25 protein-coding genes and 5 pseudogenes are annotated in these 25,752 nt (G+C 49.8%); 13 read left to right on the top strand and 17 right to left on the bottom strand.

What is annotated here, in order from left to right:
- Nucleotides 1–20: 20 nt before the first annotated feature.
- From pgaD to pgaA, 4 genes are read right to left on the bottom strand one after another with little or no spacing between them, the layout of a single operon-like run.
- A complete protein-coding gene (gene pgaD / locus EAE_RS09000; protein WP_015704090.1) occupies nt 21–455 on the bottom strand; it encodes a poly-beta-1,6-N-acetyl-D-glucosamine biosynthesis protein PgaD in 435 nt (144 codons plus the stop codon).
- Nucleotides 452–1,783: a poly-beta-1,6-N-acetyl-D-glucosamine synthase gene (gene pgaC, locus EAE_RS09005; RefSeq protein ID WP_015368679.1), complete on the bottom strand. Its 1,332-nt coding sequence runs from the start codon at nt 1,781–1,783 to the stop codon at nt 452–454. Before pgaC ends, pgaD begins: the two co-directional genes overlap by 4 nt.
- Nucleotides 1,776–3,761 (bottom strand): poly-beta-1,6-N-acetyl-D-glucosamine N-deacetylase PgaB, encoded by a 1,986-nt coding sequence (gene pgaB, locus EAE_RS09010; protein ID WP_370429808.1) that lies wholly within the window; start codon nt 3,759–3,761, stop codon nt 1,776–1,778. Before pgaB ends, pgaC begins: the two co-directional genes overlap by 8 nt.
- 38 nt (nt 3,762–3,799) lie before the next feature.
- Nucleotides 3,800–6,247: a poly-beta-1,6 N-acetyl-D-glucosamine export porin PgaA gene (gene pgaA / locus EAE_RS09015; protein WP_032706926.1), complete on the bottom strand. Its 2,448-nt coding sequence runs from the start codon at nt 6,245–6,247 to the stop codon at nt 3,800–3,802.
- Between the two features lie 650 nt (nt 6,248–6,897).
- Here pgaA and EAE_RS09020 point away from each other — a divergent pair.
- Together EAE_RS09020 and EAE_RS09025 are read left to right on the top strand one after the other, a co-directional pair.
- On the top strand, nt 6,898–7,464 hold the full coding sequence (locus tag EAE_RS09020) for a helix-turn-helix transcriptional regulator (protein WP_015704091.1): 567 nt from the start codon (nt 6,898–6,900) through the stop codon (nt 7,462–7,464).
- A 330-nt stretch (nt 7,465–7,794) separates the two neighbouring features.
- Nucleotides 7,795–8,082, top strand: a complete 288-nt coding sequence (locus EAE_RS09025) for a PerC family transcriptional regulator (RefSeq protein ID WP_015704092.1) — start codon at nt 7,795–7,797, stop codon at nt 8,080–8,082.
- 61 nt (nt 8,083–8,143) lie between these two features.
- Here EAE_RS09025 and EAE_RS09030 read toward each other — a convergent pair whose 3' ends face one another.
- The 6 genes and pseudogenes from EAE_RS09030 to EAE_RS25200 form a co-directional block, all read right to left on the bottom strand.
- A complete protein-coding gene (locus EAE_RS09030) occupies nt 8,144–8,470 on the bottom strand; it encodes a contact-dependent growth inhibition system immunity protein (RefSeq protein ID WP_015704093.1) in 327 nt (108 codons plus the stop codon).
- 565 nt (nt 8,471–9,035) lie between these two features.
- A pseudogene (locus tag EAE_RS09035) lies at nt 9,036–9,509 on the bottom strand (DUF4942 domain-containing protein); the annotation flags it as partial.
- Between the two features lie 496 nt (nt 9,510–10,005).
- Nucleotides 10,006–10,824, bottom strand: coding sequence for a DUF932 domain-containing protein (locus tag EAE_RS09040; RefSeq protein ID WP_015704096.1), 819 nt, complete (start codon nt 10,822–10,824; stop codon nt 10,006–10,008).
- A 139-nt stretch (nt 10,825–10,963) separates the two neighbouring features.
- Nucleotides 10,964–11,215 (bottom strand): DUF905 family protein, encoded by a 252-nt coding sequence (locus EAE_RS09045; RefSeq protein ID WP_015704097.1) that lies wholly within the window; start codon nt 11,213–11,215, stop codon nt 10,964–10,966.
- The gene (locus EAE_RS09050; RefSeq protein WP_015704098.1) at nt 11,212–11,883 is read right to left on the bottom strand and encodes a hypothetical protein; all 672 of its coding nucleotides are present in this window, start codon (nt 11,881–11,883) and stop codon (nt 11,212–11,214) included. The genes EAE_RS09045 and EAE_RS09050 overlap by 4 nt, the downstream gene beginning before the upstream one ends.
- Nucleotides 11,884–12,064: 181 nt before the next feature.
- Nucleotides 12,065–13,246 (bottom strand): hypothetical protein, encoded by a 1,182-nt coding sequence (locus tag EAE_RS25200; RefSeq protein ID WP_015704099.1) that lies wholly within the window; start codon nt 13,244–13,246, stop codon nt 12,065–12,067.
- A 536-nt stretch (nt 13,247–13,782) separates the two neighbouring features.
- Between EAE_RS25200 and EAE_RS09060 the strand changes: the two genes are divergently transcribed.
- Together EAE_RS09060 and EAE_RS09065 are read left to right on the top strand one after the other, a co-directional pair.
- Nucleotides 13,783–14,727: a glycosyltransferase gene (locus tag EAE_RS09060; protein WP_015704101.1), complete on the top strand. Its 945-nt coding sequence runs from the start codon at nt 13,783–13,785 to the stop codon at nt 14,725–14,727.
- 232 nt (nt 14,728–14,959) lie between these two features.
- Nucleotides 14,960–15,835, top strand: a complete 876-nt coding sequence (locus EAE_RS09065) for a hypothetical protein (RefSeq protein ID WP_015704102.1) — start codon at nt 14,960–14,962, stop codon at nt 15,833–15,835.
- Between the two features lie 15 nt (nt 15,836–15,850).
- Here the strand turns inward: EAE_RS09065 and EAE_RS09070 are convergent, their stop codons facing one another.
- Entirely contained in the window at nt 15,851–16,621 is a 771-nt protein-coding gene (locus tag EAE_RS09070) for a hypothetical protein (RefSeq protein WP_015704103.1), read from the bottom strand.
- Between the two features lie 1,086 nt (nt 16,622–17,707).
- On the opposite strand from EAE_RS09070, the gene EAE_RS09075 reads away from it, so the two are divergent.
- The 5 genes from EAE_RS09075 (at nt 17,708) to EAE_RS09095 (ending at nt 19,974) form a co-directional block, all read left to right on the top strand.
- Entirely contained in the window at nt 17,708–18,343 is a 636-nt protein-coding gene (locus EAE_RS09075; RefSeq protein ID WP_150377931.1) for an inovirus Gp2 family protein, read from the top strand.
- A 135-nt stretch (nt 18,344–18,478) separates the two neighbouring features.
- Entirely contained in the window at nt 18,479–18,712 is a 234-nt protein-coding gene (locus tag EAE_RS09080; RefSeq protein WP_164926741.1) for a helix-turn-helix transcriptional regulator, read from the top strand.
- A 72-nt stretch (nt 18,713–18,784) separates the two neighbouring features.
- Nucleotides 18,785–19,063, top strand: coding sequence for a hypothetical protein (locus tag EAE_RS09085; RefSeq protein ID WP_150377930.1), 279 nt, complete (start codon nt 18,785–18,787; stop codon nt 19,061–19,063).
- A 33-nt stretch (nt 19,064–19,096) separates the two neighbouring features.
- Complete coding sequence (locus EAE_RS09090) at nt 19,097–19,336, top strand: hypothetical protein (protein ID WP_015704106.1); 240 nt, start codon at nt 19,097–19,099, stop codon at nt 19,334–19,336.
- Between the two features lie 77 nt (nt 19,337–19,413).
- Nucleotides 19,414–19,974 carry a hypothetical protein gene (locus EAE_RS09095; RefSeq protein ID WP_015704107.1) on the top strand — a complete coding sequence of 187 codons (561 nt, stop codon included), beginning with the start codon at nt 19,414–19,416 and terminating at the stop codon, nt 19,972–19,974.
- A gap of 197 nt (nt 19,975–20,171) precedes the next feature.
- Here the strand turns inward: EAE_RS09095 and EAE_RS25405 are convergent, their stop codons facing one another.
- The gene (locus EAE_RS25405; RefSeq protein WP_264672966.1) at nt 20,172–20,303 is read right to left on the bottom strand and encodes a hypothetical protein; all 132 of its coding nucleotides are present in this window, start codon (nt 20,301–20,303) and stop codon (nt 20,172–20,174) included.
- A 151-nt stretch (nt 20,304–20,454) separates the two neighbouring features.
- Here EAE_RS25405 and EAE_RS25205 point away from each other — a divergent pair.
- From EAE_RS25205 to EAE_RS09105, 3 genes and pseudogenes are all read left to right on the top strand, one after another.
- Nucleotides 20,455–20,631 (top strand): annotated as a pseudogene (locus EAE_RS25205) (DNA-binding protein); the annotation flags it as partial.
- Between the two features lie 106 nt (nt 20,632–20,737).
- The gene (hha, locus tag EAE_RS09100) at nt 20,738–20,941 is read left to right on the top strand and encodes a hemolysin expression modulator Hha (RefSeq protein ID WP_015704109.1); all 204 of its coding nucleotides are present in this window, start codon (nt 20,738–20,740) and stop codon (nt 20,939–20,941) included.
- Between the two features lie 275 nt (nt 20,942–21,216).
- Nucleotides 21,217–21,660, top strand: a complete 444-nt coding sequence (locus EAE_RS09105) for a PACE efflux transporter (protein WP_015704110.1) — start codon at nt 21,217–21,219, stop codon at nt 21,658–21,660.
- Between the two features lie 36 nt (nt 21,661–21,696).
- Here EAE_RS09105 and EAE_RS09110 read toward each other — a convergent pair.
- From EAE_RS09110 to EAE_RS09130, 5 genes and pseudogenes are all read right to left on the bottom strand, one after another.
- A pseudogene (locus EAE_RS09110) lies at nt 21,697–21,912 on the bottom strand (SOS response-associated peptidase family protein); the annotation flags it as partial.
- A 174-nt stretch (nt 21,913–22,086) separates the two neighbouring features.
- Nucleotides 22,087–22,815, bottom strand: a complete 729-nt coding sequence (locus EAE_RS09115) for an acid phosphatase (protein WP_015704112.1) — start codon at nt 22,813–22,815, stop codon at nt 22,087–22,089.
- A gap of 532 nt (nt 22,816–23,347) precedes the next feature.
- A pseudogene (locus EAE_RS09120) lies at nt 23,348–23,533 on the bottom strand (SOS response-associated peptidase family protein); the annotation flags it as partial.
- A gap of 296 nt (nt 23,534–23,829) precedes the next feature.
- Nucleotides 23,830–24,003: pseudogene (locus EAE_RS09125) on the bottom strand (transposase); the annotation flags it as partial.
- 109 nt (nt 24,004–24,112) lie between these two features.
- On the bottom strand, nt 24,113–24,868 hold the full coding sequence (locus EAE_RS09130; protein WP_015704115.1) for an AraC family transcriptional regulator: 756 nt from the start codon (nt 24,866–24,868) through the stop codon (nt 24,113–24,115).
- Nucleotides 24,869–24,978: 110 nt separating this feature from the next.
- Between EAE_RS09130 and EAE_RS09135 the strand changes: the two genes are divergently transcribed.
- On the top strand, nt 24,979–25,752 hold the full coding sequence (locus tag EAE_RS09135) for a cyclase family protein (protein ID WP_150377929.1): 774 nt from the start codon (nt 24,979–24,981) through the stop codon (nt 25,750–25,752).

Raw genomic sequence — 25,752 nt, forward strand, 5'->3', positions numbered from 1 at the left:
CGGCCTTTTTGGTGGTCCCGTTAGCGTTCGTCTTCCTCGTTCTGATTGATTTTTAAATCAATGATTCTGCCAATCTGGTCGTGGTATACCGTCAGCAGATTATATTGGCTCATCTCGGAAATGATTTGCGGAGCGATATTAAAGCTCTCTGCCAGCTCTTCATGGCGCAGCGAGGCCATGCTGCCGTGCCGCCGGGCGTTATAACGGCGTAGATTGTACTGATACCACAAAATCAGCAGCCAGCCGTTAATTGCCGCCACCAGTAAATAGACCAGCACGGTATTAAACGACGCCATAATCGCGTCCCAGCTGTCGTTACCGCGCTCGGTAAACTGCATCAGCAGGTTGGCATACAGAAAAAAGGCGAAGCCGGCCCACGCGATAGCGGTTAACACGCCGTCAAAGATCCGCGGCAGCATACGATGCTCGGTTAATATCAGGGTTTGTTCGTTCATGACATTCTTCCTTTACCTCTATCGGGGCTGACCCAGCGAGCCCTGGCGCGTTTACGTTTCAACATGACTTTGGGGAAGGCGACGATGGTGGTTAACAGGCCGATCATCCAGTACACCATCGGAAACCAGATCACCCAGAACAGCGAGCCGGCGACGCCGCGTTCATAGCGCCGTTCGATGTACAGGCTGGCGATAAACTGCAGCAGACACATCACCCCCAGCAGTAGCCCGGTAAATTCCGGCGGAAAAAGGCTGCGGACGGTCAGGTTTTCCGGCAGCGGGGCAAAATGGCTGGCGATGAACAGAAAAATGGTGACCGCATAGGCGAAGGCCCACAGCGTGGAGAGGGCATATTCGAGGAACAGCGGCCACATCCGGTGATGCTCCCAGCGAAACAGGCGGCGCAGATTGACCAGGAAAACCTCGGCGCCGCCCTGCGCCCAGCGTAACCGCTGTTTCCACAGCCCCTTCAGCGTCTCCGGCATCAGGATCCAGCACAGCGCCCGCGGCTCGAAGAAAATCGCCCAATGGCGTAGCTGCAGCTTCCAGCTGATATCGATATCTTCGGTGATCATATCCGGGCTCCAGTAGCCGACGTCCGCCAGCGCCTGGCGACGAAAAGCGGCAATCACCCCGGACACGGTAAACACCCGGCCGTAAATACGCTGGGTACGCTTAATCAGCCCGATTATCGAAGAGAACTCGCCGACCTGAATGCGGCCAATCAGCGTCGAGCGGGTACGAATACGCGGATTACCGGTCACCGCGCCGACGTGGGGATACTGAATCAGCGGCGCCACAAGGTAGGCGGCGGTATCGCGATCGAGCAGGGCATCGCCGTCGATGCACACCAGCAAGTCCCCGCGCGCGGCGGCGGCGCCGGCTTTCAGCGCTACTGCTTTCCCCTGATTTTCGGCCAGATGAATCACCCGCAGCAGAGCGTACTCTTCCGCCAGTTGATTCAGCACCCTGGCGGTATCGTCGGAGGAGCCGTCGTTGATGGCGATCACCTCAATGTTGCGATAGCGCTGCGCCAGCGCGGCTTCGATGGTCTCGCGGGCATTTTTCTCCTCGTTAAAGCAGGGAATCAAAATGGAGATCAACGGATTACCTGCCAGCTCCGGCGGCGGGGTCTCTTTACCCCACGGCCAGTGGCGCTCCAGTTGAAACCAAAAGTAGAGCCCGCCGGTTATCCACAGCACCGACATAAACAGCGGCCAAAAAAAGACGAAATCCAGTATCAACTCGCCGGTGAAAACGGCGGCTACGCCCAGAGGCAGCCCGAAAACCAGGCATAAAATCGAAAATGCGATAATGCGATCAGTCATTGTTGGGATACCAGTACGATGAAAACAGGGGCCTGATTTTCGAGATATCAGGCTGATTATTAAGGAAATCGTCGGGGTAGTAGCCGTAATTGTTGACGCCGTTGAGCTGTAATGTCCGCATCCAGTCAACCAGCTGTTGGTCAGGGATGGCGTTCTGCTGCGGGAGGGTCCAGTCTTTAGCCTGCAGCTCAAAAATGGTTTTCTTCAGCGCGCCCGGCCTGGCGCTGACGGCGCGCACCAGACGAGCCAGCCACGCATCGCTTTCCGCGACCGGAACGGATTCCATCAGCGGCATCGCCATCGGCACCGTCCAGTCGTAGGCCGCCAGAAAATCATCCAGATTCTGCGCGAACCAGGCCTCGCTTTCCGGCTGCAGGATCGGCAGGGCGAAGATATTGCGCGCGGTTCTCACCTGTGGGCCGCGAATCGCTTTCACGCTCTGGCTGAGCGTGCGGGTGAAGTCGATAAGCGCCTGACTTTTAAACCGCGTCCAGGCGTGCAGCGCGGCGGGGTTTTGGCGGATCTGCGCGATATCCTCCCGATGGCCCGCCGCCCGCCAGGCGGCCATCGCCCCGGTGCCGGCATCTTCGTAATCCGTCAGCACCGCGTCGTCGTGGAACAGCACGCCGTCAAAGGTCGCGTAGCGGGCAAGGTCCTGATAAATATCGCGGATCTCATCGCGCACCTGGCTATTCCATGGCGACAGACGTACATAGGGGCGAGTGGCCTGGCGCAGCGTGTTGCTCTGCGCATCCCAGCGCTGTACGCGCGGCAGCGCACTGTCCAGATCGAACGCCAGCACCGGCATCCACGCATACACTTTGACGCCGCCGCGCGTCTGCAATTGCCAGGCGACGAAATTAAACAGATCGGCGCGCATCGGCAGGCGGCGGTTGGGGAAGTAGAGCGCTTTCACCGTGCCGTCTCCGAGCGGATCGGAAAAGGCCTGCAGGAAAACGTGAGTGATTTTCATGTCGTAGACGCGCTGGATCAGCTTATCGATATTTTTGCGCTGCTGAGCCGGGTCTTTATCGTAGACATAATCGAGATCGACGTGCATCACCCGAACCGGCTCACGCTCCTGGATTTGCGTCACCTGGCTGGCGAAGGCCTTGATCGACGGATTGCCGGAGATAAGCAGACGGGGAATGTTATCCAAATCCCGCACATCGCCCAGACCATCGCCGAGGGTAAACGCCAGTTGATAGCCGCGGCTTTTCGCGATAGCCAGCGATGTGCCGTTGGCGGCGCCGTAGGGCCATACCCAGGCGCGCGGCGCTTTGCCGGTGACGTCGGCGATTTTGTCGCTCACTTTGCGCACGTCGGTATCGATGCGCTGGTGAAACTGCTGGTCGCTTTCGTAGCGTCCGCTGGCCTTATCATAAAAACGGTTGGCAACCGCCGGTTCGCGGCTACCTTGCGGATTGGCCTGAATACCGTAGTGCGAAGCCCAGGTATGCGCGCCGATTTCAACCAGCGGCGATTGCGCGAGCTCGCGCACCATCTCCCAGGTGGCGAAACGCTCGCGCGGGGTCATCAGACCGCCGAAATCGACTTTTTTCTGCTCCGGCGTATCGACCCAACTGCCTACCGGCGCCCATAGTGCCGGGACGTTCCAGGCTTTTAACAGCGGCCAGACCCGGGTGTAAAAACTGCTGTAGCCATCATCGAAACTCAGCAGAAATGCCTTTGGCGGCAGGGTGATTAACCCCGCGTTGGCGTCGAGAATATTTTGCACGCTGACGGCCTTATAACCATTGTGCAGCAGCCAGCCGATTTGATCGTTGAGCGCGCTGGTACGCACCGCCAGATAACGCTGATCGGCGGCATCGTCTTCTACATCGTGATAGGCCAATACCAGAAACTTATTCTGTGGCCAGGGCTTATTCGCCTCCGGCTGCGGCCGCGCGTCCGGCGGCAGAAAAGGAATCGTTTCTGCGCGAAGCGCGCAGGTCATCAGGAGCCAGCCGATAACCATCAGGCTGATGCGGATACTTTTGTTGACCATGTTTATCCTTAAAACCGTAAATTCGCATCAAGGGCAATGGAGAGATTGCTTTCGCGTTTGCCGTCGTAGGGACGCTTGTCCCAGTTCAGCATCACGCCGGTGTCGATCACGTTGTTCCAGCGAATACGCTGGCCGTAGCCGAGCATGGCGATAGCGCCGGTCGAATACGCTTTTTGCCAGTAGGCGCCGCCGCCTGCCGCAAGCTGCTGGCTCCAGACGGTATCGTAGTGCTGATACATGACGTGATCGGCGACCAGCGCCGAGGTGGCGGCGAAGTCGCGTTTCGGGTTGTAGTACAGGGTATCCGCCCGGCTGTTGACGCTGGCGGAGAGCCCAGGTTCCAGATCGAGCGTGATGGTTGGCGATTGCCAGAGCCGCTCTTTGCCGGAGAATGTATATTCCTGACGACGGTTGTGGTCGGAGAAGCGGGTGGCGGCGGCGCTGAAGCGATATTCGCGTCGTTCGTTTTGATACCAGCGAACCCAGCCCTCGCCGCGGTTGGCGCTGATACCGTTACGCAGCGCGCGCAGCGGCGTCTGCCGCGACAGACGTTCGACCTCGCCGCCAATTTGCCAGCTGTCGTTGAAGCTTTGCCAGGCGGAAAGTCGGGCGCCGGGTTTGTTGTCGCCGGCGAAATTGTTGTTGGAGATTTCCAGTTCAGCCCAGGCATCGCGCGGGCGCCATTCGATGCCGCCAAATAGCTGGCGGCTGGAGCCTTTTCCTTCATCAAAATTCCCTTTGGCGAAGCGATTACCGGCGAAAAGTCGCCACTTATCGGCGATTGGCGGGCCGTAAATCGCCGCATCCCAGCTAAAGTCGTGGCTACCGCTGACCGGGTTATCCGAGTGGATCCCTTGCGTGCTGTTAAGGCGCAGTTCCGACATATGGTGCACCTCGCGAGCGCGAGCTAATTTTTGCGTGCTCAGGTCTTCGGGGCTGCGCGCCAGCAGGTCATCGGTTAATAGCTCCATCTGCCGCCACTCCTGAAGATCCATCGCCACGTAGGCCTGCTGACGTTCGAGGGGGATGTTCGAAGGCTCCAACGCTTCCGCCGCTTTCAGTTCCCGTTCGGCGGCGCGGGGTAAACCACGCGCCTGTAGTATCGCCGCGTAGTCAATGCGCAGCCCCTGATTACCGGGCGCGGTGGTGGCCAGTCGGTCGGAGAGCCGTTCGGCTTCCGGCAGCGCGTTAGTACTCAGTAGATACTGTACCTTCAGCGATTGAGCGTTCAGCCACGGGTCGTTTGGCTGCGGCGTCGGCGAGCCGTAAAGGCGGCGGGTGTAGGGAACGCCATTCGTCACTTTAGCGAGATACTCGCGGGCGGCCTGATACTGGCCGCTGTCCAGCAGCGCGTAAAATAATTCATGCTGATCATCTTGCGGGTCAGGCCGGTAAAGTGGATGTTGGCGGGCGATCGCCAGCGCGGCCTCGACGTTCTGTTGCGCAAGATAAGAGGAGATAACCCAGCCGATGGCCCAGTCAGGGACGGGCTGTTGAGCGGCGGTCAGCGACTGATATTCCTTAATGACCTGGGCGTAATAGCCGCGGGTGTATAGCGCGCCGAGGCGGTCAATACGCGCGCGGGCAAGATCCTCTGCGGCCAGCGGATCCTGACGCCAACGGGCGAACAGCGCGTCGTAGCGGTTGAGCGCCGTTTGCGCGAGGCGAAAGCGCTCCTGTTCACCGCGGGCCGGGGTGTGCGCCAGCCGTACCCACTCCGCCGCCGCGTCCATTTCCAGCTTTCGCTGCTGCGCGGGCGTTAAGGTGGTTTTCGCTGACCATTGCAGCGCAGGCGAATTGATGCGATTGCTGCTCAGGCTATCAAGCAGGCTATTGAGTGTTTCTCTGTTTTGCGGCGCGAGTTCCTGCGCGCGCATATCGGTGAGCAGCTGGTCCCAGCTTTTTCCCTGACGTAAATAGACGTAGGAGAGCGTCTGCAGGTGAGCGGCGCTGGGCGTGGTGGCGACCAAGCGGCGGGCTTCACTTAGCGCCTGCCCGTCATGGCGCGCATCGGCCAGCGTTTTAATCCGACCAATAAGATAATCGTCGTTCATCGGCTGCTGGCCAATTGCCTGATCCCAGAGCGCCAGCGCTGAAGACCACCGTTTTTGATTACGGAAAGCCTGTGCCGCTGCCGCCGTACCGCGTGCCGGTAGCGCCATATAAACCTGATAACGCTGCCAGACCTGGATTACTTCCTCATCACGTCCAGCCCAGGAGGCAATTTGAAGCCAGTCGGCGACTTGCTCAGGCGTCAAAGCATGTTGTTGTTGATATTGCTGAAGATAATCGAGAAAAGGGGAGTAATTACCTTCACGCGCCTGTAGCACATGCCGATCATATATCGACTCAGCCCCCTGAGCCAGAATAGGCGTTAACAACAATAAACTAATTGAAAGCGAGAATGTCGTGCGGCGATAAAAGAATAACTTATTGAAACGAGTTGATCTTCCCATAACTATTTACCATATGTCCATCAAGAATCCATTGCACAACACGTCGGCCTTTTAGCTGAATGCAAAAGGATGGGGTAATGAGTTTTTACCTGACGGTACGCGACTGCGATTACTTATTTAAGGTAATAAAATATCTCCTCGCGATAACGGGGTGGCGATTAATGTACACCTGATATGTTTGCCTGAAAATATGCCAAATAATAGGCCTGTAGTTTTAAGATAAATCTGGAAATTGACCTTTAATGAATTAATTAATTGTCTTATGTTACGCATAACTAACTGAATTGAAAAAAGTTAAATGGTGTCCGAAATTCTGTTTTAATGTTTTTGGTTCGCTTTTTCACGCATAATGTCAGGCTGTTGCTGTAGATATTTAAGACGATTTTTGACAAAAATTCTCAATAGTAGAAAAGCTTCTTTTTTGTGCGAGTTTTTTATTTATAATTAGCCTGAGCACAGATAATTAAGAAATGACGTAAGGATAGTGGAGTGGAGCGTTCACTATAGATGGAGAGATTGGGGGATTACTAAAAGACAATCACATGCTTTATTTGGCTCGCCATAGTCAGCACGCTACCAGGAGCTGTGCATATTCTCCCTGGAGGGGTTTTGTTGCTTTATTGTTAAAGGGATGATTTGTGGCAACGACAATGTTTTTAGTAACTCAGGATCACTATCTCTTTGAAGGGGTGAGGATTTTCTTTCCAGATATCATCCAGTTACATTCGATAGAGCGTAAGCTTTTTGAGAGTGATGCCGAGGAGTTTTCGGTGCTGGTGGATAGTCGGGCGCCGCTTTGTTTTTACGATTATCTTATTCCTGGCGCAGCGGAAGCGGGTAAACGTATCTGCTGTATTATGCTTGATATGCGCCATCGGGAAGAGCATTTGCTGAGCTTAAAGTGGTTTCTCAACATGTCTTTGACGCCGACGGATATGGCTAATTTATTTAGCCTGTTTCTTGACGTGAAGAGTAAGCGATTGACCCGAGAATGGCTCAAGAATTTCAGCCTGAAACCGCAGGAACATATGACGTTGACTTTACTCAGAGCGGGGATGACCATGGAGCAAATAGCTGGGGTACTTAATACTTCGGTGAAAAGCCTGTATCGCAAGCGCATTGAGCTTTATGAACGTCTGGGGCTGGCCAACTTTAATGAGGCCTGTTTGTTTATCTTTAAAAATAGACTGCTGGAGTGTCCCGCACAGAAGCGATAAAAAGGGAAATGAATACAGAGTAAGGTATCTACGACAAGCTACTCAACAACGGTATTATGTTAATTTAATCAATCATTGATAGGTATAACCGTAGTTCAGGAATAACTCAGATGATAATCCGCGGTATATGATAAAAATGCTCTTTGGAAGTACTTACTGCTTCGGCAGTTTTAATGCACACAGCAATTAATATTATAAATGCCCTCAATATTGAGCTGGCATAGATTTATCGTGGATCAAATTATCGGGGTTTTCTTTCATTATTTCTTCGGATGGCGTGGTTATATTTATATACGCAAATTAGCTAGCATATGTGAGAGAAATTATCGAATGATCAAGGACAGTATCGCCGAGTCTCTGGAAGCCCGTGGATTGTACCGTCGGGCCGCTTCGCGCTGGGTGGATGTGATGCAGACGTGCGTCGATGATAACGACCGTGAATGGATTAGGATGCACCGCAATAAATGCCTGAAAAAAGCGAAGCTGCCGCCGGCGCGTAAAGAAGAGTTTGCTGACATCCACAAGGCTGCCAGAGAGACGCAGTACCGTATGGGAATTGCTAAGCCGAATGGCGAAGTGTTCCGCCTTCCCGCTAAAAAGAAAACGACGCGGCGCTAGCGTTTTCAGTGACATCTTGCTGAATCAGATCAAACCGATAGTGTGGTAAGGAAGCCGCGGGTTACTGACGGCCTGTCGGCTCCGCCTCATTCAGGGAATGACTAATTCTATCTCTTACCCGTTTCAGGAAGCTAAGGGCATCTGTTTCCCACAGGTGAGGATCAAAGTCTGAACCATAGCGCATCCTGAATTCCTCTTCCGAGTTATCTGCTTCCTTCAGCAGAAGGTCAATGTCTGTGATAAGACCATGCTTCATGGCGAGATGACTATCGGCGATAAATGCGTCAATTTTGGGGTCGATCTCATCACTATCATCGATAAGGTCATAATCCTGCCCGAAGTAAACCGTGATAAAGCTGTTAAGTTCATTCAGGTTCATTTTTGTCATGTACAAACCGTGTTCAGGGTAGAGGAAAGGCTGTCAATATCGTCGGATGAAGTGAGATAATTGGAGAATACCATAAGCGATGGACATTGAATGCCTGATGGCGCTGCGCTTATCAGGCCTACGGTATGCAGTCGACGTTGAACAGCGCGCTTGTCGCGCTGGCCCCGAAGGGGTGAGCCGCGTTGCGGCGAATAATCGAACGCAGTTCGATGAAGAGTCCGGCCGCAGAAAAGCAAAAACCCGCCTTTTGGGCGGGTTCTTTAAATAGTGGTGCCCGGACTCGGACTAACGCCGCAGGCGTTGAACAGCGCGCTTGTCGCGCTGGCCCCGAAGGGGTGAGCCGCGTTGCGGCGAATAATCGAACGCAGTTCGATGGAGAGTCCGGCCGCAGAAAAGCAAAAACCCAGCCATAGGCTGGGTTCTCTGAATAAGTGGTGCCGGACTCGGAATCGATTCTTATTGTTAATTGGTTGATGCATAAGGTTTATTTTTAATGTGGTTATTTTTGTGCCCTCATTTGTACCCTCGGTCCGTTTGCATTGATTCTGGTGACTCGAATTTGGGTTCAGGTACGAGGTGGTAGGGTTGCAGGAAAATAGCGGGCAACTATTTCGTTCATCTTCTCAACCAAATCCGAACGCTTAAAGATAATGTGTCCCGACCCCTTCTGGAAGTAGCGAATCTCCACGTACTCGTCTTCGAAAACGGAAACGTGCTGTTTGCAGATATGAGCATCCAGCCTGACGGAAAGATCGTTGCGATTCTCCGGAACAGGTTTACCATCCAGCAGATTCAGCATACGATCTAAATCCGCTAACTGCTCACGTCTGCGCCCATGACGGAAGTGAAATCCCCAACGGTCATATTGTACCAGACCATCAACGATGATCTTCTTCCCGAACTTGCAGGGGCTGTTGCTCTTGTAATCCCAGCTTAGTCCCTTAAACACATTAATGATCCCCCGCTCGAACACCTCCGTTTTACTCTGATGTAGTTGCTCAAAGGTGCTGAGAATATTCTCTTCACTGACAGCGGGAATATACGGCTCGAGGGTTATCCACTGCGGGATGGCACCAAAGTGCTGCGGCCAGAAGCTGCTGCGCTGCTCATCGGGCAGCAACGTGGCGGTGAGGGGAGTGGCATTTTCGGTGTCTGAAAGTGTCTGCAGATTTGGAGTGTTATTCATTGGTTATTCCTTTTGAAAGGTCATTAGTGCGGCTCCGGTTAACGGGAACCTGAAGGGTGGAAAAGGTGATTCGAGACGTAAGTGCAAAGGACTGCGTTACCGGCAGGTCAGTTCAGCAGGGGGTATGTTCAGGTGTAACTGTGGGCAGGATTGTGCATAGCCATCGCACTGTGAAGGCCAGATACCCTTCGCATCAGCCTGCTGATACAGGCTCCGTTCGCCTGGTCGGTAGCAAATGTGCATGCACCAGGCGCAAAGGTCATCATCGGATATGGAGCGACAGCAGGACTGGTTTTTCAGGGGACAGGCCAGACAGTTACCCGGGCAGCAGTCGCAGGCACATACCGCATCAGCTCAGCGCCTGCTGCAGTTCTTCCGCCATCACCCACAAGGCCCGGTTCAGTTTTAGGTCACCGTCGATACCGTTGACAGCGCGGGTGCGGCTGCGCTTACCCTGTGCTGAGCGCCCGGCCAGCCCACCCTTGCTCAGGTTCTCCTGCAGGCGGTTAAAGACCGTCCAGAGGTCATTTTTCTCATCCTGCCAGCGACGGGGAGAGAGCGCCTGTGCTTCGGTGACCGGCTGATGCTCTTCGCCAAAGCGATACGTCAGCGCAGCCTTCGCCAGCGCCTGCTGTGCCGGTGGCGGGAGCTGCAGCGACTGCATGGCCTCGCGCTTTTCTTCCACCTGGTCAAATATTCCCAGTACCTCATAGGCGCCTTCAATAACTCTCTCCACCACGTTTCCCCGGTGGGGTACGCGAATTTCGCCGAATGACTGCCCACAGACCAGGGAATTGGTGCAGACGCTGCGGAATATGCCCGGCAGCAGCTGAAAACTCGATGCACCATCATGGCTGTTGAGGATGATGATTTCCGGTACCTGCTGGCCGTTTATCTGCCCGGCGCGACGCAGGCGCAGCATATGCTTTGTATGCTCCCGGCGTCCGGGGTCACGTACACGCGACTGGCAGGCGAAGAAGGGCTGAAAACCTTCACGTTGCAGGTTTTCGAGCAGGGTAATCGTGGGGATATAGGTGTACTTTTCGCTCCTGGAATTGTGCTTGTCTTCACCAAAGACGCTGGGAACATGCTGGTGTAATTCTTCGTGGGTCAGCGGACGGTCACGACGGATCTGGTTCGTGTGGCCAAAGCGGCTGGCTAATCGCATTATGTAAACTCCATTGATAATGGCATAAACGCAAACAGGCCATATCCCCGGAAGGAAGTATGGCCTGATGGTTTGCGTGGCTGTGAGGGGGTAATAGTGATAGCGGTGGTTGCTATTATTGCTGTTGTGGAAACGACCTTTAATTGTCGTCAGCTGCAGGGGGAACCGGGATACCGTTGCTGGCAATATAGCGGTTGAGCATCACGCCAGCCTCCGGGGCAAAATTCCAGTCGCGCCAGATAAGCATGTTGTCGGTATCGCGGATAACCAGACGAAAATGGGTGCCCTGGTCATCTTCGATAGCAATATTGATGTATGCGGCGGCTATAGCTTCAGCCTGAGCGCGGGTGAACGTCCCTTGCGGCAATGAGGGAACCTGATGATTTCTCATGATTTCCGTTGCCCCGGATAAGGTGGTAGAAACGTGGTGCAGGCAATACGGCCAATCGTGCGGGTGGTGGTGACATCTACCGCCCCGCTGACCACACCGCCGGCCAGTGGCACCAGACGAATAAACTGACCACCGGTGCGCATACCGGCACGGGCGGCCATCAGCACCAGGGTTTTCTCCACAATCCTCAGTGTGAAGGGGCGGGTCCAGTTCTCCATCGCCTGTAACGCCACTTCCTGCAACAGCGCTTTGGCAGCGTTACCGCACAGGCACAGCCCGGCGAGTGCCCGGATACGTTCGTCAGCCAGACTGCGTTTGCCGAGGCAGGCGATAGCTGCCACCAGTCGGGTCTGGAGAAACAGTACGCTGGTGATGTTCAGCGGCAGCGTGACGGGCATCGCCACCACCCCGCCCACACCGGATAAAAAACCGGTACTGCCCGCTTTGACGCTCTCCCAGCGGATCATCGCATGAGCGGCCTTTGTCACATCACCCTCTGCATCGGTGAGATAGCGTTCTGCCAGGGTTTCAGCCGACTCGATCCCGGCAATCCCGCTGACGGCTTTGTCATAGAGCCAGCCCATCATTGCCTGAATACTGCGGGGGTTGTGTTCCTCAGCAGGCATCTCATCGTCATGCTCAACGTCAATCTCATCATTATTTTCCATTGGTTCTCCTGCTTAAACAGTGGATAAAAGAAAGGCCAGGGACATCGCCGTGATGAGCCTGGCCGGTGGGGTGCTGTCAGTGGCATAAAAAGAACAGGCCACGTCCCCTGGAGGGATGTGGCCTGCTGGTGTAAGGCCACTGTCGTGGCGGGGGGATTACTGTGGTTAATGATTTTTACGGTCAGTTCAGGATGAAGTGTTCACCCATTTTGTCGTTGTCAACGTGACCGTCCTGAGGAAGCTGGCGGGTATCGAGCATCAGACGGGTTTTGCATTCATGGGTCGATATCAGGTCTCCATTTTTGTACACCCGAATACCCTGAAACTCTTCATGCCCCGTGTCTTTACTCAGCAGAATATAGTCATAGACACCTTTGTTAAAGCGGATGTAACTGGCCGATCCCATGCCCAGCGGTGTGTGATAGTGAAAGGCTTTTACACCGAAGAGCCCTTCCGTTAACTCCAGCTCGGGTTTATCGTTTTTATCCGTGTAGGTGTAGCGATAATCCTGCCCTGCGGCGGCATAGACCCCCACATTTTTCCCGTTACCCAGGGTGCAGAACGCATTCACCGGGAAATCGGCAGACTGCTGAGTTGTCTGCTTCTCTGGTTCTGTTATTTTTGGGGTTGTTTTCGACACACGATGTTGTGCCGCGAGGTGGCGGGCTTCGTTTGCCGCTTCTGCATCTTTTTGTGCCTGGCTACCCGGGCCATAAAGATTTTTACTGGCTCCGTCTCCATGGAACCCATCTTTTCCGGAACCTTCAGCAACGCCCGCTTTTGGATTGTAACTGGCAGCTATTTCCGGGTCAGCTTCGCGTGAATATGCCTGCCTGGATTGTTTATGCCACTGGCCGTTTTCATCCTGCTTGTAACCCATCCTGGCCATGTCCCGTTTGTATTCTGACTGCGGATCGAAATCGGTCACCTTCTGATTAATCACTGAGCCGCACGCGCTGGCAAAATCAGCGGTACTGAAGGTAAAAGAGGAACCAAACGTGCTCATGCTGACTTTTTTGTTTTCTTTCAATAAATGAATAACTGACTGAATATCACGGGTTGCCACGGTTGTCTGCACTGCCTGGTATTGGGACTGGCTGTTACACATCACACTGGATGGATAAGAAGTGCTATTAATCCTGAAATGACTACCGGCAAGTTCAGTAGTGCCACGACCGCCGCACTGCGGCTTATTCTCAATAATACCAATCGTTGACGGCTTAACCCTTAGCAGAACTTGGCCGTCATCGCTGTACGACTGGCAGAAGGTACCATTGACGGTCCATGCGGCAGAGGCATTAAACGCCGCCATGCTGAGCGCAACAGCCAGCAAAGTTTTCTGATGTGGACGGTATTTTTTCATTCAATTTTCTCCTTTTTTATTGCTGAGCGGGGAAACGGGTCTGTTTCCCGAATGGTTTTACTTCCTGAAAGTACTCATCATCTCGCTAATCAGCGGGAAACCTTCGTCCTGTCCTCTTCGTAGTTGATAACCCTTCCGGGCCGTGGAAATGGCCCGTCAAAAACCTATGCCCAGGAGCGGGTAATCGACATTATCATGATTGTTTTTATCGATCGATTTAATAGAATTGATCTGTATAATCAATTGATAATTTTGTAAAGACAACCATTGAACTGTGAAGAATCTGGTTAATACACTGTTTTTATGAAGGTTTACCCGGATAAGCGTGAAGCTGTCTGAGTGAAAGTCATACAGGGGATGGAATGAAACGATGTGCAAGATGTAACAAGAGAAGGGGCGTCATCAGCCGCCTGTTTGGGCTTGATAAGGAATACTGCGACGAGTGCTTATTTGATACTGAGCAGGAAATCAGGGAAAAACGCATTCTCCCCGTCAGGCGTCAGAAAGATGACAGCGAAGGGAAAGTGTAGCCCGATATGCAGCCTGAAATTGATGTCAGCATTATTATCCCGGTTTTCAATGCACAGACCAGCATCGGCCATCTGTTACATGGACTCCTCAGCGAGCTAACACTCAGCATTGAGGTGATTGTTGTGGATGACGGCTCTACCGACGAAACGTCGACCATACTCAACGCCATCACTGATGAGCGGCTGATTCTTGTTCACCAGGAAAATCAGGGTGTATATGCCGCACGTAACACCGCGCTGGCGGTTCATGGCGGTGAGTGGGTGGTCTTTCTGGATGCGGATGACCGGATTGAAGAAGGTTTTCTCCGGGAGAGACTGAAGAGCGCACGGGAGAGCCAGGCCGATGTTGCCCTTTTCAATGGCTGGCATAGCGACAAAAGTGGCTTACAGCGAAGGCCGGTTCATCACAAACAGCCCTGTGGTCAGGCGCTCAACGGGCATGCGTGGATACAGCATTGCGTGGCGCAGAAAGAGTGGCCGCACTACCTGTGGCTGCAGATGATTCGCTCATCTTACATCAGGAAGAATAATCTGCGCTTTCAGGAGGGTAAAAGCCATAAGGACATCCTCTGGACGATTAACCTCGCCGCTGCAAACGGCCTGTTTTATTTCTCCGACAGGAAGGACTATTTCTACATTACAAACCCGGTATCCATTACCCACCGTCAGGACTACTACGATATCCGTGCACACAGCTACATTGACGTTATCAGCGACATTCTCGCGCTCTCATCCCTGCCACAGCACCATGCAATCAGTACATCCCTGAGAAGGCATGCGCTGGTTGAGTGCCGTCATTTTCTCGGGCTTTACCGCCGTAAAATTACCAACAGGCAGGCAACGCGATCGCTGTTCAGGGAGCGAATCAGCTTCCGGCAGCTGATTGCGGGTGTCAGCAGTCTGAGCGACGTCTTTTTTCTGCTGAAATTCGTTGTGAAAATTTACCGGTGATCCCCTGTATGGGATTTTGACTTAAAGCGTGCAACTACAGGCCGGAATGGGGTTGTGTGCGTTGACAGGGCGAGTCATCAGCAGTCACGTGTGATATGCATAAATTGATGAACGAAGTAAACCTGCCTGCTGTTTTGTACTGAGTATGGAAAATTCAGGAGGAAAAGGCATCAGCAGGCTGTTCACTGAGGTAATATAGACGTGAAATTTTCTTCAATCGTGATACGACGTTATGAGCTCCGGACCACTGACATCAAGACGACAATTTCTGAACGACATCCAGGCTGAACAGCATTCGGACGCGTTGAGATCAGGTAAGGTGTGGCTGGCAACCCAGCGGATGCTGAAGCGAACAGGACGTGTTTTCGTATCGGATAAGACTGATCCGACAGCACCGGGATCTGTCTTTGATTTTAATGATGTTCGGGATTTATACCTCCTGCAACTGGCGGCAAGCGGGATAAAAAACGCCGCAGGATTTTCCTCCTGGGTTGAAATCTCTCCGGTTCATAAACGGAGTACCCTTCACTCATCCCTGGGGGCTCAATATATGATTATCCCACGCTCTGTACGGAGAAAAGTGGATGCCTACAGACAAATAAATGCAGCGAAACATATGCCAGTACAGGAGTTTAAAGGGAGCCTGTATGCTGCATTAAGCAGGGCGTTTGGTTCAAAAACGACAGCAAATGAGAAACTCCGTCAGCTGCCATTGATGCCGGAAGAAATCAGAAAGGTAACAGATCCTGATATTAAAGTTTATGGCATGACAGGAGAAAAAATTTCCCCGTCGTTTATCCTTTTTACGCTCGAATGTAAGCGACTTGGATACAGTACAGAACATGATCTTTTATGGGACTTGTTCCGGATAATCAAAGATAAACATATGCTGAGCTCGTTAGGCGACAGCCTGTTCTTTACCTTTCTGTATCCTGATGACGGGGATTTCTTTTCCTGCTTTATTCGCGAGCATCAGGAGCAGTTTCCCTCTTTGCAGGCAAAAAGGGACGCTATTAGATCATTTGTACAGGCCGTTCATACTCGTTATCTTTTTACTGCCAATAAACGTAATTATCTCAAACGTAAAAAAAAGAAATGGTCAGAGTAACGTCATCAGCAATTGTCAGTCGAGCCTCCCGTTCAGCAGCAATTGTTCGATAATGGATTGTTGTGTGGCACCTCTTTCCTTCATAAGGGTATCGAGCCGTTGTTTTGCATGTTTGCTAATTTTTACGCTAATCTGTGTCCTGAGTTTATCGCTTTTACTGCCCATTTTTTTATCATACGCAGCCTTCAGATTCGTTATTAAATGATTCCTGTACTTAATGATGTCAAGCCTGTGTATATATTCTTCCGGGAATAACTCGTCAAACGCAGCGATGATCGCCATTCTTTTTTCGGTTACATTGCGTGGCTGAAACCAGGATGAGATGCCTTTGTTGCTGAAATAGGATAGCTTTCTGATGTAGTCCCATGCCCAGCAAACTACGGACTCTTTACGTGGAAGCCACGACATATCTTTTGTTTTATCAGCAATAAATAACCACTCATCCTGCATTTCAAGCATGACCTCATAAGCTGTAGCCCGGCTCGATTTTTTCTCCATCTTCTCAAAGTATTTTTTCACAGCAACCAGACGCTCATCATGCGTTAACGGATTGCTGCTGACTTCAAAAAACTTATAAGGAATATCGCTATCCTGCAGGTCAGCTATCTGCTTACCTAAAAATGCGCATGAAGCACTCCTGATAAATAGCCAGCACCAGAACGTGATGCGTTCTGAGTCGACCCAGTCCAGCAGGCGACTTTGATCTGCCGGAATAAAACTAAGTGAATGGTTTGCTTCGGCATGAGCCTGGTTTGGTCGCTGTTGATTATTTTCAGGTCGACGCATAGATACTCTCCTCGGGATTTTTCTTTTTATCTTTCTGTTCTAAAATGTCACTTTCTGGCAGCTAACATTTCTAAAAAAATCTTGTTAAAAGCTTAATTATAGTTTTGATAAATGTAAAACAATTTCTTTAAATAGTTTTATTTAAAAAATACATGCATGTTTCTTTAGTGATTTTATACCCATTTCAGTATGGATGAAGCATTCTGATGATGGAAACGTATCACCTGTTTTATGGGAGTGAAGTGGAAGCCTGGTATCGAAAATCCCTGACATCGGTTGAGTAGAAGCACCAGGGAGTACTGCCTGGGTAATTTTTTACATCCGTCGACATGATATGAGTTGCATAACCGTTTACCTCCCGGTGGAAATGTAGCACGTTAAATCACCTGGTTATTCTGGGATTTGGCTCGACTTCTGATTGAGATTAGCTTTATGGTTTGCGCTAGTGAGCAGTCTGGCTAACTTGCGATTATCTGTTCTTCATTTATGCTGAAGTTAAGTGCAATTGCAGAACAGATAATTACTATAGGTAGTATTAAATTTTATGCCTGATGTGAGTTGCTAACTTGAGAGTAATTTAATCCTTCTTTTTTGTCAAAAAACCGCTACTATGATGTCTGTTAAAATACTGCTGATAACCTGATTAGGGTCGGTAATAGTAATATATATTGGTTTGTGTTATATATTGATGTCTATTAGTATCACATTTAATCAATGAGTATCATTGGTAAGAACACTGTACCTAACTATGAAATGATGTACATCACTACCAGTTATTAATAGTGAGGACACTTAATGTTCATTTGAGATTGTTATTAGGTATTCCAGTTATTGTTTGTCTTTTAGTGTGCATTAATGCAAGGTTTAACGTTAAATGGCAACGCAACATGTTTGAGCAATAGCGTAACCAGAATCTACCCCGCGTATTAACGCATTGCTTCATCCAGTTCTGACTCCTGATGTTAATTATCCTGCAATCTGATCAGTAACACCATTTCGCTGCAATAAAATCCATCTGCAACTGATTGGCAAGTCAGTCATAGCTCAATTGAGTATTTATTATCAATGCCCGTAAGAGATTACTTTATGTTTGATTCAGAATTACTTGATCATCGCCATGGTTCATTAAACGCCAATTATCTTAAGAAAATAGAAAATGTTCTCCAGTACGCTCTCAATGAACATCCCCGGACATTAGCCGTACGTGTTGATTTACGTTTATCGCCATCCTGGTCACTGAATGATACGTTAACATGTCATCCGAATTTACAGGCTGACCTTTTAAGCCGTTTTGTTTGTTCAGTAAAAGCCAAAATCCGGCATTACAGGAAAATGCTGCTGAAAGAAGGAAAGAAAGCACATGCCTGTACCCCTCGTTATTTCTGGGTAAAGGAGAGTGACTCTGCTGAATTTCCGCATTACCACCTGGTGATGTTTTTCAATAAAGACCTATTCCGGGGGCTGGGCCGGTTTGATTCGGAGGAGAATAATCTCGCCAGCATGATCCGGCAGGCATGGCTGAGTGCGCTGGATCTGAAAGGATACGATGAGTATCAGTCCCTGGTTCATTTCCCTAAAAATGGTGTTTATATCCTTGATCGTAACGCGCCTGACTTCGTTAAGAACTTTAATAGCCTGGTGTTTCGTCTCAGTTATCTCGCCAAAGAAAACACCAAAGTCTACAGCCCGAATGAGCGCTCAATGGGGGCCAGCCAGAAGTAGTCTCTGCCAGCCAAACAGCAGTGCCAGTATTTTTTAACCGATGAGCGTAATCCTCTGAAGGAGTACCGGCGGGCAATGTTACCCAACCCAGCTGGTCTTCTCCTGTCACTAATCATTCAGAGGGAGAATAAACGCATGAATACCAAAACCAGCGCAGCAGCTGCAACAACGTTACTGAATGCAGACGATCCACTTATCGATATGCACTTCATCACCGCTTACACAAACATGACCGACAAGTGGTTTTACAAACTGATTGCTGAGAACCAGTTCCCTAAACCCATCAAGTTGGGTCGTAGTAGTCGCTGGCGTAAAAGTGAAGTGGAAGCCTGGATGCAGGAAAGAATGACTGAATCCCGCTCGTCCTGAATCCATGTTTTTCAGCGCTACCAGTACCCGACCGGGTTCACCTCACCACAGCAGAACAGGAATAACGCGAAGATGAAACTCACCGAAAATACGCAGTATGTAACAGTGGCGGAATATCGTTCCTGTGTCACCCTGTTGCGAACGTATAGCGATGCTTTGTATGGATGCTGTAATAACGATGAGCGGCAGAGCTGGCGTGCAAGGGCGCTTAACCAGTTGAGCAAAGCTACCTCATTTCATTGCCACCGGGCAAAACCTGCTGATTTCAGGCAGTTTAAATCGGCCTGTCAGCAACTTCAGCACAGTATCAACAGCGTCTCCCGAGAAGGTCAGCTAATCAGCATTGCCTGAATTCCTTTCCTGATAACAGTTCAAGGTACAGATATGAAACAAAAGGCCGCTAAATACGCCCTGAATGAGTTTGGCTATCTGGTTAATGTTAAAGACTTTCGATTTCCGCCAGCAGGAAAGCTTTACTGCTTCTATTGTACCCATCCGGTGGTGCTGGTGCCTGCTCAGGATAACAGTGACGCACACTTCCAGCATGTGCTCACGATGTCAGGTCGGGATGAAATCATTGCCTGCCCCACCCTGGAGTCGTATCAGACTAAGCAAGCCCGCTAACCTGCACAAAAGGCAGCAATATCTTCTTTCCTGCCATTCGCACTTTTGCCCTCCCTTTATCGATGGAAGAGAAATCAATGAGTCATTACCTGTCCACCACAACTGCCGGGAGTTTGGCTGATGTGGCTCACGTTCGTGCCTTTCTGCAGCAGGCCGTTGATCATTATCCGCGACTTGCCGCGTTTTGTTTTACACTGAGATTGCCGTGCCGCGAGAATCTTGCGGATTATCAGTCATTAATGTTGCGTTTTCATACCGAAGTCTGGCAGCGCACCGACGAGTATTCGCGTAAACGTCAGCAGACCCGCCGTCATTCACCACCGACGGTCTTACGCTGGATATGGGGGGCAACCAGTGCTCCGGTTTGTCGCATGGCGTTGATGATGAATCTTGACACGTTAGGAGGGGGGAATACTTCACAGCTTAACGACAGCGCGTTGCAGGATATGAGCGAAATCATATGCGATGCAGGGCAGACGGTCAGTGGGATCCGTTATGATGCTGTGACAAATATGGCATCGTTATCCATCAGTCGGTCTGGCCGTGGCTCATTCTCATCCCCATTCAAACAACTGAAAGCATGGATACAGGCCATGGACGCGCCAGTTACCATGGTCAGAACTGGAATAGCAGGTTAATACCCTGTTTATGAGGTACCCGTTTTGGTATCGTTATTAAAGGGTTAAGACTGTTTACCGCAATACATCACCAAAACACCTCCTGAGCTGGCTAAAACACTGGTGACGATTGAAACAAAAAAAGCCCCGCAGGGCTTTTTGAATAACAGGCTGGGTTCATGCACTAATTGATCGCTTCAGCGTAAATACCTGGCTTTCTATTTTTTACCCGAGAATTTACTGGGCTTTAACTTATCAGTATTTCCCGGCGTATCTTTATTGTCACGGCGGCGTTGATCAAGCTCTCCTGTTGAAGGGGCTACGGGTTTTGGACCTGGTTTCAGACTCATAGTACTTTCCTTTTAAACGATTAACCACGGCAACAGAGTGATGCCGCTGCTGTATTTTTTGGGACGGCTACGCTGCATTTCAATATTTGACATTATTTTTAATGTGGTTATTCGCTTGCGCTCACGTTTCTGATAGCAGATGTTTTCCCTGTATCTGTTCTGGCTGGCCGAAAAGCTGGGGCGTACCCCCTACAGTGTGGCCTGTAAGATAGCGGCTCTCCGGGACATGCCAGAAGAGTGGAAAGATCAGTACCGCAAGGTTTCGGATGATATTCGCAAGTCAGGCCTGAGCATCAGCGATTATGTTCAGCATAACGGCCAGAATTAACCGATTTCGGTTCTGTTCTGTCGGAACACGGGGTAGTCTCATAGACAGTTTTGAAGCGTACGTCTTAAGATGAGCGACTTCTTCCCGATGCTATTGCAGAAATTACATGACCAGACATAAATGGCTGTTACGCCACAGACGCTGTACTTCCAGAGATACGCTTGAAAAAGTGATAGATAAAAACAAATACGATCTGACCGACGACGAACTGGAACCCTTTAATGCAGCAGTCGACCACCGACTGGCAGAACTGACGATGGGAAAGTTGTATGACCGTGTACCGCCAGGAGTCTGGAAATTTGTGAAATAGGCTAGGTTAATTTTCTTACGCCAAATAATCTCCCGGCCTGATTAATTAGCGTAACATTTTGATACTTAAAATAAAAAGCATCATGTGCGCCAGTGTTGTGGTTCCACAAAATCTGATTATATCCGGTCGTGATTCATCGTACATTCATAACATGTGCAATCGCCTTTTCAAGCGTTCACGCTGTCATAATACCCACACAACCTAGTGTCTACGTTTACCCATGGTTGAAAAACGTTTGATATACTTCAGCCTTTATCCACTGCTGCCATAAACTTATGGAAATTGAATTAGATAAAAGCTTTAGAGAAAGGATTTTCCACGCAGTCATTTTTGAAGTCACGGCCAATATTATTATCGCGCTGTCACTCGCCTGGCTGATGAACGTGTCGGTACTCCAGTCAGGCTCACTGTCCGTGATATCCGCGCTGACCGCTACGGCCTGGAATTTTGTGTTTAACAAACTCTTTGACTCCCTTCAGAAAAAATACCGGTTTGAAAGAACATTTCTGGTTCGCGCACTCCATGCGGCCTGTTTTGAAGTTGGACTTATCATCACGTTAATTCCTGTGGCAATGGTGATGCTGAATTTAACGGTAACGGAAGCTTTTTTTGTTGAGATCGGTCTTGTACTGTTTTTCCTGCCGTACACGATGCTGTTTAACTGGATCTACGACTACCTGCGCTGGACATTTGTTGGACGTAAACGGTCTGCTATGTAGCTCAACGTGTCCGGGACAATACATCAACTGATCTTATCATGCGCTTTTTTGCTCGATAATTACAGGCTCTAAGAGTTCTGCTCCCTGGTTCTTCACATTACCAACAGCGTGCGATACGGGATGCCATATAAAATGATCAGCTGACACAGCTCCATCAGCAGCAATTTCTTCAGCCTCCTTGCCAGACTCGTCCTGTATCATCCACTCCCTGGCAACTTCCGGAACCAGGACAAGTGGCCGCCGGTCATGGATATACGCTCCCTTGGGCATCCTCTCAACGCCGGAGAGGCTGTCAATGCGCTGACCCGGCAGCTTGACACTGTGTACCAACAGGTCGCTAAAAAATTACATGCCAATCGTTTAATTTAGGCAGGCATTACAGCCTCGATGCGCCTTTGGCACAGTTCGAGGCTTGGCCGCGCGGGGTCACTCGCTTTTCGCACTCAGCGCCGCAAATTCTTTCTTGGCTTCAGAAAGCGTATTGGCGAAACGGGGATTTGCATGCAGCGCAGCCACTACTGCGGCCCCCATAATTCGACCGCTGTCGACATCACTCTGCCAGTGCGCACCGCAGACAACCCGGCTCTCTCCGAAATCCATACCTCGTTTAAGAATTTCCGTTTCGCGGGCTGGATTTATTTCAGCTAATACCAGCGCTGCAGCCCAACCGAATGAAGCGTGGCCCGAAGGATAGGATCCTGTTTTTGCCATTTTGTCATCCTTCTCCGGGGTACAAGTAGGATTTTTATAAAGAACAAAGGGGCGAACTCGCATATAGTGATCTTTTGCGCTGCGCATTGCATAATCGTGACTGTCCTGCAAAACTTCACTGAGCAGCAGATAAAGTACCGGTGTACGCTCAGCGGAAATCACCATCCCGAACGCTTCAGAAAATGCCTGGCCAAAGTTTTTATAATTGGCATCCTTGGCTGCGAGTTCGGTTCTTTCTTTGTTTTTTAAAACCCGCCCCGTCTCGTAGTCAGCTTTATCCTGCAGAAAGGCAACAGAGTTCTCAGTCGGTGGTGGAGGCAAAATTGCAAGGCTGTCTGGGGAAGTATCCGCATTCAGAAATCCTTTATTTTCTTTAGCATATGTTGTTGATACACTGAGAACGCTGCAGATGGCGGCAGTCAGAAAAATATACATTTTTTTCATGTTAATATCCTTTTTATTGTCAAATTAAGCAATATCCAGTGCTATAGGAAATGATGCGCTACAATTATTAACACTTCCTTAAACGATAATGGTGTTTACCTACTGTACCTGCCCAGAACACAACAAAAGCAGTGCCAGATAGTATATACCAGTAATTAGAATGCAATTTTAACCCGAATAACTTTATTAAAGTTATCTCTATAACAATAAACTGCACCGATATAACCGATTAAGCAAATGCAAAGATGTTATATTTTTTAACGAAATGTTTAATGTTATTACCCTTAATTTGTGAAGCGTATAAAAACAAGTTTAGCCAGAATGTCTTGTTTAATAATGCGCATATGCGTAAAAGGCGAAATCAATATCCGTAATGGATTATACCGTCCAGCAGAATACCCTCGACCTTGATATGCCCGTTTTTTTAGCTTCGTCGATCATGCTGCGCAGCGCCTCAATCGACAATGGTCTGGATTCATTCTACCTGTGCACCATTGCGTGGCAGTTAGGGCGCAGATATAGAGGATCGCTATCCCCAGTGAACAGGATCGAAGTGCAGCTGTTCGTCACGTTCGCTCAGCAGTAATACCCTTGTACCCGGGGCAACGTTGTAGCGGCCGATTGGTACCGGGTCATAAGTAATATCCCGATCAGCTTCATCAGCAATCAGTGACAGGTAATTTTCGCGGGTCATCGACTGGGAAAAACGTCCACACATACACACCTCCTCTGGGCAGAATCAAAGTATAGATAATGCCGCGTGAGCGGCATGGAGGCGCCAGCTGAAGTTGAATGGAGTACGACAGGCAAATGGCGCCGGCGCCCAGCGTAGCCGGCTGCCGTTTTGATAGGTTCTGCCTGAACGATCCCCTTCCCTGCAAAGCCAGACCCGCTAAAAACGCTGCTGGCGCCTCTGTACGCGGCACGACAAGGCGTTAGCCGTAGTCGGGGCGTATCTGGGGTCCGCTTGGAAAACGGAAATTATCCCACGTTAAGCTTGTTTTTTAGGTAGTCAGATTTCTGCTGCTGTATTTTACTGCGCCAGGCGTAGAGCTGAGATTCATAAAGGCCGAGCTCCCGGACGGCGGCGGCCACGCCAATGCGCTCAGCGAGCTTCAGGGCCTCGCTGCGGAACTCCGGAGAATGTTGTTTACGCGACTTCTTACTTACGGTTGCTGATTTTGTCATGTGAGTCACCTCTGTCTGAGAGTTTACTCACTTAGTTACGTGTCTACTATTCGCGGGTAGGATCAACTATAGTTATGTGTGAGCTTTGGTCACTTCAGTTGTTAGGGGGCTAATCGAGTTGTCCAGGAGAAATCCCCATCCGCTTCCTGAACATGGCTATAAAAGCGGAAGGATCGTGGTAGCCCAAGGATGAAGATACATACTTAACCGATTTTCCTTCTTGAAGGAGGATTATAGCCAATAATACTTTTCTCCTTATACTCCACTCGTTAAAGTTAATGCCAGTGGATAAAAGGAATCGCCTTGAAAGCGTTCTTTCACTTAATCCTATTTTATCACTCCAACTCTTAAGTGTATAAACAGCATCAGGTTGGTTAATCATTTTTTGTGTTATTTTTTTTATTATTTCATCGTCGCTAAGTGGAAGAAAACAGTCAAAACTGTCACTTAGGGCTAGTTGCTCACCCAAGACATTTGCGAGGTTTTTATCAGCCTGACTTGAAGGGTACCCAACAGATCTCCGGGAGAAATCTTTAATTATTTCTCTAATTATTCCATTTATTTTAAGGGTTTTAACCTCAGAAGATAAATGTCTGCATAATTTTTCATGAAAGTGAATGATTACATATTCAATATTTGTCAAAGCTAAGGACTGATGACTGGTTTGTGGTGGCAACCAGACTGCGAACTCAGGAGTAGAAAGGTATGTATCCCCATTAACATTTATTTTTACCAGGCCCACGCATGAATACATGAGCTTCCCCCAGTGCAAACTCTGATCAGGAAAATCTGTTCCAGCAACCCATTTTGCACAGCGAAACCAAATCGACTCAGGTGGTTCTCCAGTTTTGTCTCGATTAGACATAGGCTTTCCTTTCACAGCTATTGTTTGTCTGGTTTTCAGCATTTCCAATAATTTTATTATCCTTATCATAGTTCTTGTTAGCAACATCAATTAAGAACCCGAGGTGATTCATGTTCAATAAAATCATAGATTTATCTGTTCCACTTATGACAGGCATAGCCTCAGATCCTCCAGCATTTCTACCTGAAATTAATTATGTGACCAACAGTGAAGGAGCCTCCCAACTGGCTGCTAGCTTCCCCGGTTTAACCACAAATGAGCTGCCTAGACATGAAGGCTGGGCTGTTGAGTTTGTCAAAATGAGCACCCATGCAGGCACACATATGGATGCGCCATATCACTATCATTCACATATGGATGATGGCACCCCTTCGCTTACGATTGACCAAATCCCATTAGAGTGGTGTGTGGGGCCGGGCGTTAAACTTGACTTCAGACATTTCCCGGATGGCTATGTTGTCACTTCAGCTGACATTGTTGCAGAGCTTGCAAGAATTAATCATGAGCTTAAACCAAATGATATCGTTTTGGTTAATACATCTGCTGGCAGCAAGTATGGGAAGGATGACTTCTTAGACAGTGGTTGCGGAATGGGGCGAGAAGCCACACTGTTCCTGACATCGCGTGGTGTAAAAGTCGTTGGTACTGATGGATGGAGCTGGGATGCGCCGTTTTCTCGCACGCAAAAAAAATATGAACAAACTAAAGATGCTTCACTGATATGGGAAGGGCATTTTGCAGGCAGTGTATTACCCTACTGCCAGATCGAAAAACTTACTAATCTGGATCTTCTTCCATCTACAGGATTTACTGTGATCAGTCTCCCAGTAAAAGTAGCAGCTGCTTCTGCTGGCTGGGCACGTCCTGTTGCTTTGATTAATTAA

The organism is Klebsiella aerogenes KCTC 2190, from assembly GCF_000215745.1.
Lineage (GTDB): Bacteria > Pseudomonadota > Gammaproteobacteria > Enterobacterales > Enterobacteriaceae > Klebsiella > Klebsiella aerogenes.